Here is an 18,255-nt window from a genome sequence, read left to right as displayed (position 1 = left end):
CGCCCCGTCGGCGTCGCGAGGGTTTATACCGGATGCCGGGACCACTCACCCCGTGTTCGACTTCGCTATGGAAGCGTGGTACGGGTGGCTCGGGCTGTCGATGGCGGGCGTCGCGCTCTTCGGCGCGGCGGCGGGGCTGCCCACGGCACCGCCGCCCGATGCCGGCGCTGCCGGCGCAACGATTGACCGCGTCGCCGCCGCCGAGTACACCGCGACGGCGGAGCATCCGCTGGACGCGGCCGAGATCAAACTCGGGACGCGCCGGATCGGGCTCCGGTCGGACGCCGGCACAGCCCACGCGACGCTGTCCTTCGGTCCGGTCACGCCCGTCCCTGCGGACGAGTCGTCGCTGCGGGACGTACTGTACGGGACCCCGCCGGAACGGGCCTTCGGATCGCCCGAGGAGTTCCGCCAGTCGGTCGTCCACGCGCGGGCCGATGCCGCCGACGCGTCGTGGCGCCCCGTCGATCGCACACTGATCGTCCGCCGGGTCACCTGGGAGGGCGTCAATGTCGTTCTCGTCGACGCGTGAGGGGGGCCGCGGGCAGACGACGCCGATCGTCGCCTTGGTCGCCCTGTTTGCGGTCTGTGCCGGCGTCTCGCTGTACGCGACGACGCTGGTCGACGTGACGCCGACCGGGACGGGGAACGCGCTGGCGGAACCGACGCTGGAGCGCGTCTACGACGCCGTGAGCGAGGGGGCCGTGGTGTCGCCGGTCGGGCTGTCCCGGGCCGAACGCGTGGCCCCCGACGGCTACCGGCTCGCGGTGGCGGTCACCATCGACGACGGGCGGTGGACCAACGGGATTCGGCCGCCCTCTGGAACCGCCGGCGTCGACACCGCTGTCCGGCCAGTGGCGGTGTCAACCGCGGACGGAAGTGTGAGCTGGGGACGCCTCCGGGTTTGGGTGTGGCGATGAACGCCGCGATCGACGCGGTCGTCGCCCTGCTCCTGATCTCGGCAGCCGTCGGCGTGGTTGTGACCGGCGGGACGACGACGCCCGAACCGGAACCGGACCGCGCCGACGCTACCGCCGACGCGGTCGCAGCGACGACGGCGACGGTGAACTACTCGCTCGTCTCCGGGGTACGCGAGCTGAACCGGTCGGCTGGAGGGACCGAGCGCCGGATTCGGGCCGGGAACCCCGAACTCCATCGGACGACGCACGGCAGCCTCGCTGGGCTGCTCGCGCGGGCCGCGACGGCGTCGAGCGGCGTGGTCGCCGACGGGGAGTCCGGGCAGCCCGAGCGGGAGCCGCTCACGCGGACCTGGGCGGGGTTCCGACGCGCCGTGCGCGACGCGGTCCGAGCCCGGGTGGGGGCGAGAGTCAGGATCGACGCCGTGTGGCGGCCCTACCCCGACGCACCGGTCGGTGGGCGCGTCGGAGTCGGCCCGGAGCCTCCGGGCGACGGCGTCCACGCTGCGACCCTCACGATCCCGACGGGGGTCGAACCTGTCCCCGTCGAAGCGACGGTGGCGTTCGAGACGCTCGGGCACGCCGTGGCCGCACGGACCGTGGAGATACTGGTGCCGCAGGACGCCGCGCGGGTCACGCTCCGCGGCGACGATCCGGAGGCGTCGCTCCTTGCACACCGCTACACCCGGCTCGCGAGGGCGACGAACGCGTCGGTCTCGGGACCGCTCGCGACCGAGGATACCGACGCGGCGAACGCACGGCTCACCGACGCGCTTGCCACGCGGATGACGGCGGCGCTCAGAGCGGAGTACGATAGCCCGAGCCGGGCAGCGGACGCGGTCTCGGTGTCGTCGGTTCGGATCGTCGTCAGAACCTGGGCCGCGGGGGGCGCGTGATGCGTCTCGCCGAGGACGACCGCGCGCGGGTTCCGTTTGCCCTGATCGGCGTGCTGTTGCTCGTCGGGAGCGCGACGTTCGCGGCGTCGCTGTCGACGCGCGGCCCCTCGCCGGTCGATGCCTCCGCTGACGCCGCAGCGGAACGGGTCGATGCCGGGGCGACCGCCGCGCTTCGCACCGCCGTCCGGGAGGCCGCCCGCGCAGCCGCACGCGCTCCGGTTACCGTCGCCGCCGAGGAGGGCCCGGGGAGCGCGCTCGCGGGGTCGAACACCTTCCGCCGGTATCTCCGGCTCCGGATCTTCCTTGCGGCTCGGGATGCGGTCGAACCGGTCGACCATCGCCGCGGCGACGCCGTCGCTCGCGTCTCGCTGGGGGAGTCGGTCGACACCACCGCCGCGGCCATAGACCGCGTGTCGGTGTCGGCCGTCGACAGGGGGACCGAACTCCGCGCGACGGTCCGGGGGCTCGTCCTCCGCGTCGAGCGCGACGGCCGCGTCGTCGATACCCGGCGTCTGAACCGGACCGTGACCGTCGCGGTCCCGGTGCTGGCGCTCCACGACCGGACGGTCGCGTTCCAACAGCGGCTGAACGCCGACCCGCTCGAGTCGCCCGGCCTCGCGCGGCGGATGACGGTCGGACTCGCCGCCGTAGCGCAGGCCCGTGGCCTCGGACAGTACGCCGGGCTGCCGATCTCGAACGTCGTCGCCAACCGTCACGTCGCGCTCTCGACGAACGCAGGGCTGCTCGACGCACAGCGGGCGGCGTTCGGCCGCACCGATCCCGATGCGGCCGCGGGGGTGCGCGCTGCGACGCTGCGGACCGGGATGACAGACCTGCTGTCACCACACGCCGACTCGCGGGTCGTTTCCGCGGCGACGGGCCAGCTCCCGGACCCGAACGCGGCAGAACGGACGGCGGACGGCGAATCAGGTGACGCGCTGCCGGCCACGCGGACGGTGTCGGTCGGGGTGAACGGGACCGCCGACGCGGCGTTCCTGTCGCTGCTCCGCGGCGAAGACGGGGAGCGTCTCGAATCGATCCGTCGGGGCGGGTACGGCGCGACCGTGTCGGTCGGCGCCGATCGCCGGACCGTCAGACGCGAACACCGGCCGGGCCCGGATCCCCCGGGCGAGAACTGGGCGCTGGCGTACGCGTCCGTCTCGACTGACGTCTCCGTGATCGGGGGCGGGAGCGTCCGCCCGCTCGACCGCATCGGCACGGGCCAGCGGCTGCTCTACCGGGCCACCCGCCGTGTCGTCGAGCGCCACACAGTCGAGCGTACCTGGGTCAAGCCCAACGTCAGCACGCGGACGACCGCCGCCTCGTGGCGCGACGTCTACCGGGTTCGCGTGACCGCAACCGCGCGGCTCGACGGCAGTCGCGCGCCCGCCCGCTCGGTCCGGCCGGTCTTCGAGCACGGCGGCAGGCTCGCCGGTCCGAACCTCCGGGACGCGAACGCCGTGAGCCGGCGGCTCCTCGCCGACCTCGGCGGCGCAGACGGGATCGCACGGAACGCGGTGACTGGCGGGGCGACGAGCGCCTCGGCCCCGGTGACCGGCGACCGCCCGGACGACCTCGAACCGTGGCTCTACCGGGACCTCGCGACCCTCCGCGAGCGGGTTCGGAACGTCTCGGTGACGGTCGCCGCCAGCGACGCCGCCACGGCCGGCGACAACGGCGCAGCCAGGCTGGCCGCCGCCGTCCGCCACCGGCGGGCGGAACTCGTCGATGCGCCTCGGGAGTACGACGGGGTCGCAGATCGAACCAGGGTCGCCGCCCGTGCGGCCTACGTCGATCGGGTGCTCGCCCGTCTCGAGGCCCGCGCCGAGCGGACCGACCGGCGGAACGACGGCATCGGCCAAGCGCTCGATACGGCGGGGATCGCCCCCGACCGTGCGAACGCGCTCGCTGATCTCACGCCCGAACCGCCAGCACCCCGCGACGCTACCGGAACCGACTCGGGGGTCCGCGGGGAGACGGTGCTGGTTCCCGACGGCGACCCGGCGTACCTCGCGCCGGGACCGGTCGGGGGGGAGGTCGTCGACGGGATCGCCGACGACGAGCAGTACGTCGGCCTCGCGGTCAGGAACCTGAACGTCTTCGCGGTGCCGTACGGCGACGCCGCTGATCTCGTCACCCGGACGCTGCTCGGCGACCCCGGCCGCGTCTCGCTGCACGCCGCCGGCGGGGCGCTCGTCGCGGCCGACCGGACGCTCGCCGCCCATCCCGACCCGACGCTCCGAAGCCGGCGCGACGCGCTCGAACCGAAGGTGGAACGCTCGATGCGGGCGGTCAGACGGACGGCGATGAAGACGCTTGCCCGTGAGACCGCACTCGCGGACGCGGAACGGCGCGACGTCGTCGACCGCGCGTTCGGTCGGTGGGGCGGTCCCGGGGAGCGCGCGCTCGCCGCCACGAACGGGTCGCTGGCGCGGGCGACGGCCGCCGTGGCGGCCTCGCGGCTGTCGGCCGGCGACGCCGGCGACGGGGTTACGGAGGACCGGCTACGGACCGCGCTCCGGGTCGACCTCCGCCGAATCGTTACCGCCGAGCGGGTTCGGGTCTCCGAGGGCGCCGTCGAGGACGCGGTCTCGACGAGACGCGAGCTCATCGAGCGGGAGGCGAACAAGGTTGCGGAGACGGCCACCGGGAAGGCCATCCGGCGGGGGACCGGGGGTAAGGTCGGCGGGGTTCCGGCCGGGCTCCCGATCTCGCCGACGTTCAGTCCGTGGGTCGCGACGGTCAACGTCTGGGTGATCGAGTCACGTGGCGCCTACGGGCGGTTCGCGGTGTCCACCGAGTCCGGATCGACGACCTACGTCCGCGACGGACGGCAAGTCGCACTCGACGTCGACGGCGACAACGTCGCGGAGCCGATCGGCAGAAACGAGCGGATCGAGTTCAGCGTACGCACGGTGGCGGTCGTGGCCGTGCCGTCCGGCGGGCTCGGCGTCGGCGACACCGACGGGAACGCCGACGAGCGGTCGGTCGCGTGGAGTGATCCCGAGCCGGGACCACGCTGTCTGACGCCGACCGGGGAGTGTCCGCGCGAGTAGCTCAGTCGGCGGGATCGGAAAAGGAGACGCGAACTGGCCCGCGGCTTACCGGAGCCGCGCGGCGATGAGTTCCCGGAGGTCCTCCCGGAACTCGTCGACCGCGATCTCGTCTAAGACGGGAACGAAGAAGCCCTCCACGAGCATGTTCCGCGCCTGCGTCCGACCGATCGACCGGGAGATCATATAGAACAGGTCCTCCTGGTCGACCTGCCCGACCGTCGCGGAGTGCGACGCCTCCGTGTCGTGGTTGTGGATGATCAGCTTCGGCGAGGCGTCGGCCTCACTCTCGTCGGAGAGCATCAGCGTGTTCTCCCGCTGGTAGGAGGAGGTGTTCCAGGCGTCGCGACCGACGTCCTGGACGCCCTCGTACACCGAGCGGGCCTCGTCGTCGAGGACGCCGCGGGTGACGAGGTCGGCGGTCGTGTTCTCACCGTGGTGCCACACGCGGGCGTTGACGTCGAAGTGCTGGTCCGCGTGGCCGAAGAAGGCGCCGACGATCTTCGTCTCCGCGGAGTCGCCCTCGAGTTCTGACTCGACGTCGCTGCGGGTGAGTCGGGAGCCGAGGTTACCCTCGATCCAGTTGACCGTCCCGTAGGTGCCGACGTCGGCGCGCTTGAGCGCGTAGTGGTAGGTGTCCTCCGCGAGGTTCTGCAGCGACCCGTACTGGACGTAGGCGTTCTCGCCCGCGTCGATCTCTACGAGGTTCGAGAAGTACCGCGACTCGGCGTCAGTGGATCCACCAGACTCGATGCTCTCGAGGATCGTGACCGACGACGACTTCTCGGCGATCACCAGGGTGTGGCTGAACAGCGACCGGGAGTTCATCTCCGCGCGGACGGTCACGTCCTCGGCGTCGACGCCCTCGGGGACGTAGACGACCGTGCCGGTCGTGAAAAGCGCCGCCGACAGCGCCGTGAGGTAGTTCTCGGTGGGGTCGATCGTCGAACCGAACGAGGACTCGACGAGGTCGGGGTGGGCCTCGATCGCCTCGGCGAACGTGAGGACTTCGACGCCCTCGTCGCTCGTGCGTTCGGTCTCGTCGGCCTGGTTCAGCGGGTCGACCAGCGAGCCGAAATCGAGCGCTTCGAGATTCGTCCACCGGCGGCCCGGGGTCTTGATGACGTCCGGGAGCTCGAGGTCGTCGAGCGCCTCGAGGGCGTCGAGGCGAGCCTCGAGCAGCCACTCGGGTTCCTCGCGGCGCTCGGAGATCTCCCGGACCATCTCGGTCGAGAGGTTCGCCGGCAGTTGTGTCCCGCTCATACTACCCGAGGCTCCCCTCCATCTCGAGTTCGACCAACCGGTTGAGTTCGACCGCGTACTCGATCGGCAGTTCCTCGGTGATCGGCTCGATGAAGCCCGAGACGATCATCTGCTTTGCGTCGTCGTCGTCGAGGCCGCGCGACTGGAGGTAGAAGACGTCCTCGTCGCCGATCTTCCCGACCGTCGCCTCGTGGGCCACGTCGACCTTCGACTCGTTGATCTCCATGTACGGCATCGTGTCCGACGTCGACTCGTTGTCGAACATCAGGGCGTCACACTCCACCGACGTCGAGGAGTTCTCCGCGCCGTCGGCGATGTGGACCAGGCCGCGGTAGTTGGTGCGGCCGCCGTCCTTCGAGATCGACTTCGACTCGATAGTCGACTTCGTCTCGGGGGCGTTGTGGTAGACCTTCGCGCCGGTGTCGATGTTCTGGCCCTCGCCCGCGAAGGCGATGGTGATGTGGTTGTCGGAGGCGCGCGGACCTTTCAGGACCGTCGAGGGGTACAGCATCGTCGCCTTCGACCCCATCGAGCCGGAGATCCACTCCATCCGGCCGTCGGCCTCACACAGCGCGCGCTTGGTGTTGAGGTTGTAGGTGTTCTTCGACCAGTTCTGGACCGTGGAGTACTGGACGTGGGCGTCCTCGCCGACAAAGACCTCGACGCCGCCGCAGTGGAGGTTGAACGCGGAGTACTTCGGGGCCGAACAGCCCTCGATGTAGTGGACCTCCGCGCCGTCCTCGGCGACGATGAGGGTGTGCTCGAACTGGCCCATCCCCTCGGAGTTCATCCGGAAGTACGCCTGGACCGGCATCTCGACGGTCACGTCCTCGGGGACGTAGACGAACGACCCGCCGGACCACACCGCGCCGTGGAGCGCGGCGAACTTGTTGTCGCTCGGGGGGACGCACTTCGTCATGAAGTGTTCCTTGACGATCTCCTCGTGCTCTCGGACGGCCTCGTCCATATTGCAGAAGATGACGCCTTTCTCCTCCCAGCGCTCCTGCATATTCTGATAGACGACCTCGGACTCGTATTGGGCGCCGACGCCCGAGAGCGCGTTCTTCTCGGCCTCCGGGATCCCCAGTTTGTCGAAGGTGTCCTTGATCTCGTCGGGGAGTTCCGTCCAGTCGTCGACGCCCGCACGGACATCGACGTCGGGTCGGATGTACGGGACGATCTCGGCGACGTCGACCTCCGAGAGGTCGGGCTGGCCGGGCCAGTCGGTCGGCATCGGCATCTCCTGGAACTGCTCCAGCGCGCGGAGGCGCCGCTTCAGCATCCACTCGGGTTCGCCCTTGTCCTCGGAGATGACGCGGACGGTTTCCTCGGTCAGGCCCTTCTCGGTCTGGAACGCCGACTTCTCTTCCTTCTTGAAGTCGAAGCGTTCCTCGGTGTTCGTGTTCTGGAGTTCTTCGTTTGAGCTCATACGTATGTTGTTAATCCTTGTTTCTTATATGTCTGTGCGTAACTTATTGTAGTTACGCCGCCTCGTAGGCTTCCTCGCGGACCCAGTCGTACCCCTCGTCCTCGAGGTCCTGTGCGAGCGACGCGTCGCCGCTCTTTGCGATCTTGCCGTCGAGCATCACGTGGACGTGGTCGGGTTCGACGTAGTCGAGGATCCGCTGGTAGTGGGTGATCTGGAGGACCCCACTCCCCTGCTCGTCGCGGAGGGCGTTGATCCCGTTGGAGACGTCCTGGAGCCGGTCGATGTCCAGCCCGGAGTCGATCTCGTCGAGCACCGCGATCGACGGCTCCAACAGCGCCGCCTGCAGCACCTCGTTCTGCTTCTTCTCGCCGCCGGAGAAGCCGGCGTTGAGGTACCGCTGCATGAACTTCTCGTCCATATCCAGCTGCTCCATCTTCTCCTTCAGGAGCTGCTGGAACTCCGCGACGCCGATCTCGCCCTCGTCGGCGGCGCCCTCCATCGGGGAGGAGTCGTAGCCGGCCGCCTCCTCGATGTCCTCGTCGGCGTCGGCTTCTGTCTCCTCTTTCTCGTCCTCGAAGAGCTCCTCGCGCTCATCGAGTTTGGCGTTGAGCGCGGTCCGGAGGAAGTTCGTCATCGTGACGCCCTCGATCTCCGCGGGGTACTGGAAGCCGAGGAAGATCCCCAGCGCCGCCCGCTCGTTGGGTTCCAGATCGAGCAGGTCCCAGGTGCGCTTGTCCGCGGGGATCTCGAAGTCCTCGCCGAAGTCGCCGTCCTCGAGGTGCAGCAGGATCTCCCCGTCGGTGACCTCGTAGGCGGGGTGGCCGGCGATGACCTTCGCAGTCGTGGACTTCCCGGACCCGTTGGGGCCCATCAGGGCGTGGATCTCCCCGGAGTTGACCTCCAGGTCGACACCACGAAGAATCTGTTCGCCGCCGTCCTCCGCTACGCTCGCGTGGAGGTTGTTGATCTCAAGTGTGGCCATTGTGATGGTGGTTCCTCGTGAGTGGAGTATAGGCCGAGCCACCCATAATGGTTACGCATTCGCCAGTCCAGAGTTTTCCGTATCGAAAATTTATTTTGTAGTTTCTGAAGCAACGCGTCGAGACGGCGCCGGTGTCGACTACGTGAAACTCCCGAGACCGGTCTGTTCCTGGCCGGACTTCACCTCGTCCCACGACATCCCCAGCGCCTCGATGATCCGCTCGATCGGCCCCTTCAGCGTCTTCTCGAGCATCTTGTCCCAGTCGACCTCGAAGGCGTCGGGCAGCTGGTCGTCGTACTCGATACAGATCACGTCGGGGTCGCGCTTGAACTCGCTGTACAGCGGGTCGCGCTGGGGGTCGTACCCTTGCTCCTCCATCTCCCGGAACCACGAGGGGTGGACCTTCCGGAGGTAGAGCCGCTTGGGCTTCGACCCCCGGCCGAAGTTCGTGCCCAGAAACTCGTTTGCGTACTTCGCGCCGCGGACCTGCGCGGTGTCGGTGTCGTAGGCGTCGAGCCGCTTGCCGATCCCGCCGGGGATGCCGATCTCCTCGACCGGGACCTCACCGGTCTCGAAGTCCTCGATGATCCCGTTGAGGTAGTCGGCGATGTCGTCGGTGTCCTCCCCGCGGACGATCATCTCGATCACGCGCTTCTGGACCTCCTTCGTGATCTGTGCGATGTCGGAGCGTTTGTACTCGAAGCCCGTGATGTCGATGTCGTCGACGTCTTTGCCCTCCTTCCAGACGATGTGACCGGCGTAGCGCTTCTTTTTGCCCGCCTGGAAGAACCGCCGATAGAGCTTCTCGAACTCGATCTGGAACCGGTGGGTGGCCGCATCCAGCTCCTGCAACGCGAACTCGTCGTAGGAGTCGTTGATGTACTCCTCCAGCTCGAAGGACTGCTCGATGGCCTCCTCCTTCGAGACGTCGTCGCCGAGTTCGAGCATCACCGAGTCGGTGTTGTGGAGGACGACACCGCCGACGCCGTCGACGAAGTTCTCGTTCTCCGCGACGCTGAGGTCGTAGACGTATCCGTCGTGGTCGACCTCTGTCAGGGTCGGATCCCGACCGCTGCCGTACGAATCGACGGTTCGAACCGTGTAGGTTCCCTTCTCCGCACGGTATTTCAGCGAGTGCTTCGTGTCGCGCTGGGTGAGTAGCATCGAGAGTCCGGCGGCGAGTTCGCGACTCGCCGTCTCGAAGTCGAAGTTCCGTTCCGAGTACTCGTCGGAATACCGCGGAAACTTCCGCGAACCGTCGCCGTCGACGAGAGTGTCGAGGAACAACTGCTGTTTCGCCTCCGGGAGATGATACACGAACGACGGGATCCGCTTACCTCTCGACGTCTGGCCTGCGAAACGCTTCAAGAAGACCGCCGCAAGCTCGTTCATCATCTGGAGCTTGAGCGTCCCGTCGTCGTACTCGACCGAGCCGTCCCCGTCCTCTGTGGTATACTCGACTGTACGCCGCTCCCGGGTGTCGCTGGCGATGATGCTCGCCGTCGTGTTCTCGAACAGGCGATGGTAGTCGTCTTGAAGCTGTTCGAGCCACCCCCGCCGGGACTCGGCGATGCTCGCACCGAACCTCGAGCTGGTGGTTTCGACGGTCGAGGCGCTTCCCTCCGGAACGTACGCCCCGAGGAGGCGGGCAAGCGCGCGCCCCGCTTCGCTGTCGATATCAATGTATCGCTGTACTTTGACCGTCGAGTCGAGTTCGTCGTAGTGTTCGTGGCCGAACCAGACGTACGTGTCGTTGGCGTGTACACGTTTCGTCTTGACTGTGGTTCCGCCCGTGCCACGCCCGTCCTCGTACTCCCGTTCGTACCCGTGGAGCACGTCGTAGACATCAATCGTCTCAACGGGATCAACGCGGGGTACCTCCGGAATCCGAAGGGGTTCATCGACCTCGGCTGGGGTCGCCTCCACGAAGTCCGGTCCGTCCTCAACGACGTAGGAGTGATCCCGTGTCGTCGTCGATTCCCCGACCTTGTGCTGGAGTTTGACGACGTCCGAGTCCGTCTCGTGGCGGATGACCTGCTCGATTGGCTGCCACTCGGCGTTGCCCGCATCACTCAGCGAAAGGGCCTCCCAGCCGTTAGCGGTCCGCCGCTCCTTCGGCAGACCTGCGGCACCGCTTGGTGCCCCATCGGCCGTCACGAACTCCGCGGATCGGGTGTCGGCTGCCCGCTCGAACAGCTCCTCGATCGGAATGATCCGCATCCGGCCCTCCGGATTGCGGACGACTACTGGACGGTCACCGGTAACGCTGTCACCGTAGATAACCTCTCTGCCAAGTTCGGCGGCAGCGTCGGCGGTGTGCTCGATCACCTCGCGACCGGTCGCAGTGACCGCAGCGCCCATCTCCTTGTCGTATAGCCGGAACCGATCCCACCCCAAAACGCCGTACAGCGACTGTCCGACAAACTGGAATTTCCCGTTTCGGCCCGCGAGCAGGGTGTTGTTGTCCGCGACGGTCACGCAGTAGACGCCGTCGTCGGCGGTGCTCCGTTCGCCGCTGCGGTGCATCCGGAACGAGCTCTTCGCTCCCTCGGTGCAGTAGATACGCCAGGAGCCACTGTCGTGGTTGTAACTCGCCGTTTCGCCGAGGTGGATACACAACCGGAGCACGTCGTCGCGAAGCCGTTCGCTCGACGTGGTGTACCGCCACGACTCCACCTGACGGTCACCGTCGCCCGCGACGAGGACGTTCAAGAAGTCCCGCTTCTGCTCCTCGGCAGCGTCGAAAACGAGGTCGGGGATTCGCTTCTCGAAACTGTCCTCGCCGCAGAGGCGTTCGAGGAGGTCGCCGAGGAGCTTTGAGGTGAACTGATAGGCTCGGTCGTCGACGTAGCAGTCGAAGCCCATCCGATTGAGCAGTTCACCAATTCGCGCGTGATCGTCTCGCGCCGTCTCTCCGCCGTCGGCAACTGCATTCTGTGCGATCTTGATGGTCGTAGACGACCCCCGGTGGTTCTCGCCGAACTGCTTTTCTTCGGACGTGTATACGTTCCCCTCGGTGACGTACCACGCCAGCAGTTCGAGGAAATCGTCACCGTCGTACGTTCGTGGGACCCACTTCCGGCCCGACTCCCGGTGGACGAAACTCGCCTCACAGACCGACTCGATGTACTCGCGATGGGCCTCGAACTCCTCGGCGGTGAACACGTAGCCGGTCTCCCCGCGGTCGGCCTTCGGGACGCGCCGCGGCGTCCACCCGAGTTCCGCGGTGAACGTGTGGCCGTGGACGGCGGGCCGGACCCACACTTCGTAGTCGCCGTCGAGATGCTCGGTGAGGTCCACCTCGTCGATCGGGTCCCCGTGCTCGGCCGACCAGCCGTGCGGGAGTTCGTAGTGGGAGTACTCGTCGAGGTCGCCGGCCTCGACGAACCGGTAGTCGTCCCAGGTCGCGCCGTTCTTCGAGTTCTTCCGGACCAGCATTCGGTGGTTCGGCGTCACCCGGAAGTCGGTCTTGCTCGTCTGGATGTCGACGAGGTCGCCGCGGTAGTCCGGGTACTCGTGCGTCTCCTCGACCGGCTTCGTCTCCAGCCGCAACGTGTCGGGATCGATCGAGAAGACCTCGTCGCCGACGTCGAGGTCGCGGATGTTCCGCACGCCCTCGGGCGTAAGCACCTCGGTGTCCGGCGCGAAGCAGTTCATAATAACCTTGACAGCTTGCTGCTGGCGGTCGTACTGCTCGTAGGGTTGGGTGTCGGGCGCGTGGTCGTTCCGCAGCGACTTCTTCTCCTCCCGTTCGGAGAGGAGGGTGTCGATCATCTCGCGGATGATCCCGTCCGGCTCCCGCCGGAAGTGGGTCCCGTTGGGCGCCTCGAAGGTGTCGCCGTCGTGGGTCTCGGGGTCGACCTTGGTCTCCGGGGATGCGTTGATCGTCGTCATCGCCATAGGATACAAAGATTTCAGATCCAGAACAGTTACGTTCTCCTTGACCCCCGTGATCGGGTCGAACACCGCGCCGCCCTCATACTCCTCGGCGTCGGCTTTGCCCTTCGACGGCAGCGCAAAGCGGCCGTGGGCCTCGTGGAGGATGTACTGGTCGACGGTGTCGCCCGGGGTGGGCGCGTCCTCCAGCTTGCAGCCGACGAAGGTTCGGACCTCGTCCCAGAACGCGATGATGTCCTGTTTCCGGTCGATCTCGACGCAGAGCTCCACGTCGCGGACGTTGTACTCGAGCAGGCGCTCGGGCTCCTGTTCCCAGAGGTCGCCGATGTCGCCCGTGTACCGCTCCTTCCCGGCGTCGAGTTCGAGTTCGCCCACGGCGTCGAGCCGGTAGGATTCGAGTTCGGTGAACTGGGTGCGCTTGTACGCATACAGGAGGTCGAACACGACCCGGCCCTTCACGTCGGGGCCGCCCCACCCGCTGCGCCACACCTCGTTGATCCGCGAGAACCGCTCGACCGAGAGGTTCTGGTCGGCGGCGGGGTCGAGTACCTCCATCCGGTCGAGGAGGTACGGTATGTCGAAGTCCTCGCAGTTGTGTACTAAACACCCGTCAGCGACGAAATTGTGGGTCGTCGTCTCGATATCGTACGTCGTTTCGACCCCCGTGACGGCGACATCCGAAACTTCGACGAAGACGTACTCCGTCCACTCCTCGGAGTCAGTCTCGTGCCGTTTCAGATTGATATCCCGCCGGTGTTTGTCCCTCCCGATGCGCCTGGTTTCGGGGTCGTCGGCTTCGAAGAGCGCATACGGAATGTTTTCGGTCCGTCCGCTCTCTCCGGCGTCGAAGGCTTCGAGCGCGTCGACCTTCTCGGGATGGTTCATACGGGGACGGACGATCGTTTTCAACCGTTCGATGTCACGCTTCGCGTTAGCCACCCGGACAACGTTGCCGCGCTGGGTGGCGTAGATCCCGAGACGCCTGAGCAGTTTCACGTACCACTCCCCGATGGTACGGTTCTCAGCGGCGAGCGTTACGGACGAGGAGACGCTCCCGTCACCGTCGATTGCGCCCGCGAGGAACTGTGCGATGTACGGTACGGACATCTCGTAGACCGGCGACAGGTCGACCGAGCTATCGTTCTTGTCGCCGAAGGGAATACCAAGACCGTTGAAAGCGTACATCAGAGCGTAGTTGAGCACGTTCTGAGCGTAACATCCGGTCCCATCGGGCTGTAACTCGTTTTCCCCGGGGAACTGATCGTGTAGTTCCCGCTCCGTATTGTAGAACCGGACCCCGTCGTCCGTCGACATCGTTCCGTCTGTGAGGACGAGTCCGGCTAGATAAAGCTCCTCCTCGTCGAGTTCTCTGTCGAGATAGCGGCCGGTACGACGGTACTGCTTTCCGCCGTCCGGAATCGGGACGTCATATCTGTTCGCTGCCAGCCGGCACCGGCTCGGGGTCCAGATGCTGGTGTCTGACTGCCACAGCGCAGTCTTCTGTACGTCAAAGTCGGACTCTAACTCCGTGATTGCCCCATAAGGCAGGTTCGACTTGAACTGTTCGACCATCCGCTCGTCGGCGAACCGCTGATTATCGAGCGGTATCAGGTCACGGAGCTCCGGCACGGTCGGATCTTCGACCGGAAGCTTTCGTGGTTTGAGGACGTACTCCCCGGGCTCGATTTCGCTTCCCTCCGTCCAGTCGACGTCCTCGTCGTCGCCGACCATCACGCGGTGATCGCCGGACGACCGAAGCGTGGTCCCGTCGGCGAGGGTGAACTCGTAGATCTCGCGCTCGCTTTCCCACTTGTTCGTCACCGTCGCGACGGTCGAGTGCTGCGCTTCCGATCCGACGACCTCGTCACCGATCTCTACGGCTCGGATCTCCTCTGTCGACCCGTCCGCCATCTGGACCTGCGCGTCCGCGGGGAGACAGTTCCAGCCCGTGAAGAGGTCCGGGTCGGTTTCCTCGACGTACGAAACGAACGCGTCGAGCATCGCCTCCTCGCGGTCGAAGGTCCGGACGTCGACCTCGGTGCCCTCGCGGAAGGGCTCGTAGTCGGGGAGGTCGGCCGGGCTCTCTACCCCCGCTGCGGTCTCCGGGGCGTCGTAGAGCCACGCGACGTACTCGTCGCGGTAGGAGTCGTGGCTCGTCAGGCAGACGACCGGCTCCTCGCCGTCCTCGGGGAACCCCGAGCGGTCGTCGACCTCGATGTCGAAGGTGTTCACGCGGAGGTCGGCCTCGACGTCGACCGGTTCGATCTCGTCGTGGGGGATCTGGATCGAGTCGTCGTCGAGCCGGCGGGTTGGGACGCGGATCCCGCTTTTGATGTCCTTGTCGATGAGCAGCCGGTTGGGAAAGAGGATGTCCGCCTCGTAGTGGTCGAAGTCGTCGCGGATCGCGCCGACGTCGCGCGGGGTGCGCGTACAGATCTTGGTGAGGTCGTCGCCGCGGATGCTCTCGAAGCTGTCCTCGGTCCGCGTGATGACGTCGCGGTCGAGGGCGTCGTCGTCGAGAGTCTCCGTGGGGGCGTAAAAGTACGGCTCGAACCCGAGGACCCGGACGTGTTCGGGCTCGTTCTCGGCCGTGCGGCCGAAGACGTGAACCACGGGGTACTCCCGGTTGCCGCTGCCCTCGATCGAGTAGTTCACCTGCGTCACCATCAGTTCGACCGTGCCGTCGGCGTCGGGAAACCGGATGTCCTCGGCGTCGACGACCTCCGAGACGTGGCCGCCGCCGTTGCCCGCGACGGCGACCGCCTCAGCGTCCGGCCGGGCGTCGTCGCCGTCGTCGCCGTCGCCCCAGCCGTCGGTGAGCCCTGCCTGTTCCATACCGACCCTTCGACGCTCCCGAGTAAAAGCTTCGGCATTACCCCGATCGACCTGGCCGGTACCGCAGCGAACCCGAGATTATCCCCGTGCCGTGGTGCGGTTTCGGGCCGCCCGGCGAGAACCGACTCGGTCACAAGACATATACTATGGTACGTGCTACCAAGGAGTACGATGGTCGACCCTGAAAACTCCGGACGGACGGATCGGTCGCCAGCCACGCCCACGCGAGTGGGGGAAGCGAGCGGGCTCACAGCGGTCGAGTCCTACGAGGTAGACGGCGGGATCGTGTTCTACGACCCCCAGAACCCGCTGGCGTGGGTCGAAGCCTCTGGCAGCGTCTCGCTCGCCGAACGGTGCTGAAACGCCGGGAGTGCCGGAGCGAACTGCTTTTCCAACCGCCGGTCGTACGTCGAGTGTGCCTTCGAGGTTCGACGAGTGGCCGGACGAACCCGACGAGCCGGATCCGGAGGCCCGCTGGGACTCCCCCGAGGACGACCTCGTATCGATCCCGAGCGTAGAGGACGGCGACCCCGACGCGGAGGGGGCGGGCATCGAGGTCGACGGCGAGGTCGCGAAGTTCTTCTGGGTCTCCGTGATCTACGCCAACGTTGCGCTCGGGGGGGTCGCCGTCGGGTTGCTGCTCGTCGGCTTTCGTGGCCGGGTAACGGTCGGCGCGATCGCGGTCGCTGTCGGGTTGCTGGCGCTCTATCGGACCTACGACGTCTACCGGCGATACCGGGAGCACGTCGGCGAGAGCAACGAGGCCGGGGAAGCGGAACGCGGCAGCGACCCCGACACCGGCGCCGAGGGGGCCGACGACGGATCCGGGTGAGCCGCCGGCGCAACCGATAAGCCGACTTCGGCCCTGGGTTGAGGTATGCAAACCGTCCGCGACGCCGCCGGGGACCGGTATCTGCTCGTGAAGCGCTCCGCGGAGTCGAGCCGGATCCGCGACCCCGACACCGGCGAGGAGGAGTACCGCCCCAACGACGCGCTGACCTTCGAGTCGGAGACGCCGCTCTCGGTCCGGGCGGCCGCCGTCCCCGCCCCCGTCCGCCGGGTCGTGGCCGCAGTCCACGACGACCGCTCGCTCGGACTTTTACTCGATCTCGTCGACCGCGGGCCGCTCGCGGCCGTCGACCTGCTCGCGTCCACGGACCTGTGTGAGTCGGACCTCCACGGGCTTCTGACGGAGTTCCGCGCCGCCGACCTCGCGGTCGAGACGGCGGTTAGCGGCGAGCGGGGGTACGACGCGACCGACACGGCGCGGGAGGCGGTGGCGTCGCTACGGACGGTCGGCGGCGACGAGGAGTAAGGAACCGCGATCAGGCGAACGCGCGGCTCGGTTCGCCGTCGGTGATCGCGTCGGCCTGGATCTTCTCCCAGGCCTCGACGAAGTCCGCCATCGCGATCTCCGTGCGGTTGTCGCGGATCGCGAACATCCCCGCCTCGGTGCAGATCGCCTTGATGTCCGCGCCGGAGGCGTCGTCGGCCATATCCGCGAGCCGCTCGAAGTCGACATCGTCCCCGACGTTCATGTCGCGGGTGTGGATCTCGAAGATGAGCGAGCGCCCCTCGCGGCCGGGCTTGGGCACCTCGATGAGCCGGTCGAAGCGGCCGGGGCGGAGGATCGCCTCGTCGAGCATATCGAACCGGTTCGTGGCGGCGATGATCCGGACCTCGCCGCGCTCGTCGAAGCCGTCCATCTCCGAGAGGAGTTGCATCATCGTCCGCTGGACCTCGGCGTCGCCGGAGGTCTTCGAGTCCGTCCGCTTGGAGGCGATGGCGTCGATCTCGTCGATGAAAAGCACCGCCGGCTCGTTCTCGCGGGCGACCTCGAAGAGGTCACGCACCAGCTTCGCGCCCTCGCCGATGAACTTGTGAACCAGCTCCGAGCCCGCCATCTTGATGAACGTCGCGTCGGTCTCGTTTGCGACCGCCTTCGCCAGCATCGTTTTCCCCGTCCCTGGCGGGCCGTACAGCAGCACGCCCGAGGGCGGCTGGATCCCGACCTGCTCGAACATCTCGGGGGATTCCAGCGGCATCTCGACGGTCTCGCGGACCTCCTGCATCTGCTCGTCGAGCCCGCCGATGTCCCCGTAGGTGACCTCGGGGCTGTGGTCGACCTGCATCACGCGGGCCCGGACGTCCGTCTCGTCGTCGAGGCGCTTGACGATGGACAGCGAGTTGTTGACCGCGACCCGGGAGTCGGGTTCCAGCTCCGCCCGCATGTCCTCGGTCACCTCGGTGAGCGCCTCCTGGTTGTTGCCGTGCTGTTTGATCACGACGCCGTCGTCGTTGATCTCCTGGACGGTGGCGACGAACAGCGGCGACTGCTTCAGTTTCTTGTTCTCGTGGGTGAGCCGCTCGAGCTTCTGCTGGTACTTGTTGTTCTCCGCGTTCGCGTCGAGTAGCTTGTCCCGCATCTCCTCGTTTTGGGACTCGAGAACGTCGAGGCGTTCCCGCAACGCCTCGATCTTCTCCTGCTGCGACGCCGCCTCCTCGTCGTACGGGAGCTCGACGTCGTCAACGGTGTCAGTCATCACAAGACGTAGGCTGCGGCTTCATAAGAGGCTTCGGGTGGACGAAACGCCCCGGGCGATCGGTACGGCATCTCCCGTTTCGACGGCCGTTATATGCATATCAGTAATTGTTTGATACAGTAAATATTATCACCCCACATCCACAAGGGCGAAACACGAATGAGTGCCACCGAACCACTCGCCCGAGACGAGGAGTCGGCCGATCGATGGGATCAGGTGCGGGAGATGCCGCCGAGCGCGAAGCTCGTAGCGAAGGTCCTCGACTACAACGACACGCTGACCCAGAGCCAACTCGCCGAGGAGACGCTGTTGCCGCCCCGGACGGTGCGCTACGCGCTCACCCGGCTCGAGGACGCGGACGTGGTGAACTCCCGGTTTTCCTTCACTGACGCCCGTAAGCGACTGTACACGCTAAACGTCTGATCGCGGCCGCCGTCCGA

The 18,255-nt window shown here is 67.0% G+C and carries 12 protein-coding genes and 1 pseudogene; 8 read left to right on the top strand and 5 right to left on the bottom strand.

What is annotated here, in order from left to right; genetic code table 11:
- Nucleotides 1-52: 52 nt before the first annotated feature.
- From H5V44_RS05935 to H5V44_RS05920, 4 genes are read left to right on the top strand one after another with little or no spacing between them, the layout of a single operon-like run.
- Complete coding sequence (locus tag H5V44_RS05935; protein WP_185192200.1) at nucleotides 53-532, top strand: DUF7283 family protein; 480 nt, start codon at nucleotides 53-55, stop codon at nucleotides 530-532.
- Nucleotides 510-920, top strand: coding sequence for a DUF7285 family protein (locus H5V44_RS05930; RefSeq protein ID WP_185192199.1), 411 nt, complete (start codon nucleotides 510-512; stop codon nucleotides 918-920). Before H5V44_RS05935 ends, H5V44_RS05930 begins: the two co-directional genes overlap by 23 nt.
- Nucleotides 917-1,813 (top strand): DUF7284 family protein, encoded by an 897-nt coding sequence (locus H5V44_RS05925; protein WP_221625629.1) that lies wholly within the window; start codon nucleotides 917-919, stop codon nucleotides 1,811-1,813. The genes H5V44_RS05930 and H5V44_RS05925 overlap by 4 nt, the downstream gene beginning before the upstream one ends.
- On the top strand, nucleotides 1,813-4,869 hold the full coding sequence (locus H5V44_RS05920; RefSeq protein ID WP_185192197.1) for a DUF7286 family protein: 3,057 nt from the start codon (nucleotides 1,813-1,815) through the stop codon (nucleotides 4,867-4,869). Before H5V44_RS05925 ends, H5V44_RS05920 begins: the two co-directional genes overlap by 1 nt.
- A gap of 45 nt (nucleotides 4,870-4,914) precedes the next feature.
- On the opposite strand, the gene sufD is transcribed toward H5V44_RS05920, so the two are convergent.
- The 4 genes and pseudogenes from sufD to H5V44_RS05900 all read right to left on the bottom strand — a co-directional run.
- Nucleotides 4,915-6,129, bottom strand: a complete 1,215-nt coding sequence (gene sufD / locus H5V44_RS05915; RefSeq protein WP_185192196.1) for a Fe-S cluster assembly protein SufD — start codon at nucleotides 6,127-6,129, stop codon at nucleotides 4,915-4,917.
- A gap of 1 nt (nucleotide 6,130) precedes the next feature.
- Nucleotides 6,131-7,558 (bottom strand): Fe-S cluster assembly protein SufB, encoded by a 1,428-nt coding sequence (gene sufB, locus H5V44_RS05910; protein ID WP_185192195.1) that lies wholly within the window; start codon nucleotides 7,556-7,558, stop codon nucleotides 6,131-6,133.
- Between the two features lie 52 nt (nucleotides 7,559-7,610).
- Nucleotides 7,611-8,540 carry an ABC transporter ATP-binding protein gene (locus H5V44_RS05905; protein WP_185192194.1) on the bottom strand — a complete coding sequence of 310 codons (930 nt, stop codon included), beginning with the start codon at nucleotides 8,538-8,540 and terminating at the stop codon, nucleotides 7,611-7,613.
- 498 nt (nucleotides 8,541-9,038) lie between these two features.
- Nucleotides 9,039-15,272 (bottom strand): annotated as a pseudogene (locus H5V44_RS05900) (DNA polymerase domain-containing protein); the annotation flags it as partial.
- Nucleotides 15,273-15,443: 171 nt separating this feature from the next.
- Here H5V44_RS05900 and H5V44_RS05895 point away from each other — a divergent pair.
- The 3 genes from H5V44_RS05895 to H5V44_RS05885 are packed head-to-tail and all read left to right on the top strand — an operon-like array spanning nucleotide 15,444 to nucleotide 16,587.
- A complete protein-coding gene (locus H5V44_RS05895) occupies nucleotides 15,444-15,632 on the top strand; it encodes a DUF7331 family protein (protein ID WP_185192192.1) in 189 nt (62 codons plus the stop codon).
- 55 nt (nucleotides 15,633-15,687) lie between these two features.
- A complete protein-coding gene (locus tag H5V44_RS05890) occupies nucleotides 15,688-16,104 on the top strand; it encodes a DUF7322 domain-containing protein (RefSeq protein WP_185192191.1) in 417 nt (138 codons plus the stop codon).
- Between the two features lie 45 nt (nucleotides 16,105-16,149).
- Nucleotides 16,150-16,587 carry a DUF7346 family protein gene (locus tag H5V44_RS05885; RefSeq protein ID WP_185192190.1) on the top strand — a complete coding sequence of 146 codons (438 nt, stop codon included), beginning with the start codon at nucleotides 16,150-16,152 and terminating at the stop codon, nucleotides 16,585-16,587.
- 10 nt (nucleotides 16,588-16,597) lie between these two features.
- On the opposite strand, the gene pan1 is transcribed toward H5V44_RS05885, so the two are convergent.
- Complete coding sequence (gene pan1 / locus H5V44_RS05880; RefSeq protein ID WP_185192189.1) at nucleotides 16,598-17,815, bottom strand: proteasome-activating nucleotidase Pan1; 1,218 nt, start codon at nucleotides 17,813-17,815, stop codon at nucleotides 16,598-16,600.
- Between the two features lie 159 nt (nucleotides 17,816-17,974).
- Between pan1 and H5V44_RS05875 the strand changes: the two genes are divergently transcribed.
- Nucleotides 17,975-18,238 carry a winged helix-turn-helix transcriptional regulator gene (locus H5V44_RS05875; RefSeq protein WP_185192188.1) on the top strand — a complete coding sequence of 88 codons (264 nt, stop codon included), beginning with the start codon at nucleotides 17,975-17,977 and terminating at the stop codon, nucleotides 18,236-18,238.
- Nucleotides 18,239-18,255 lie beyond the last annotated feature (17 nt).

It is taken from the genome of Halobellus ruber, assembly GCF_014212355.1.
Lineage (GTDB): Archaea > Halobacteriota > Halobacteria > Halobacteriales > Haloferacaceae > Haloquadratum > Haloquadratum rubrum.
Note: the sequence above shows the minus strand (reverse complement) of the source record. Positions and strands in the feature narration are given on the sequence as shown.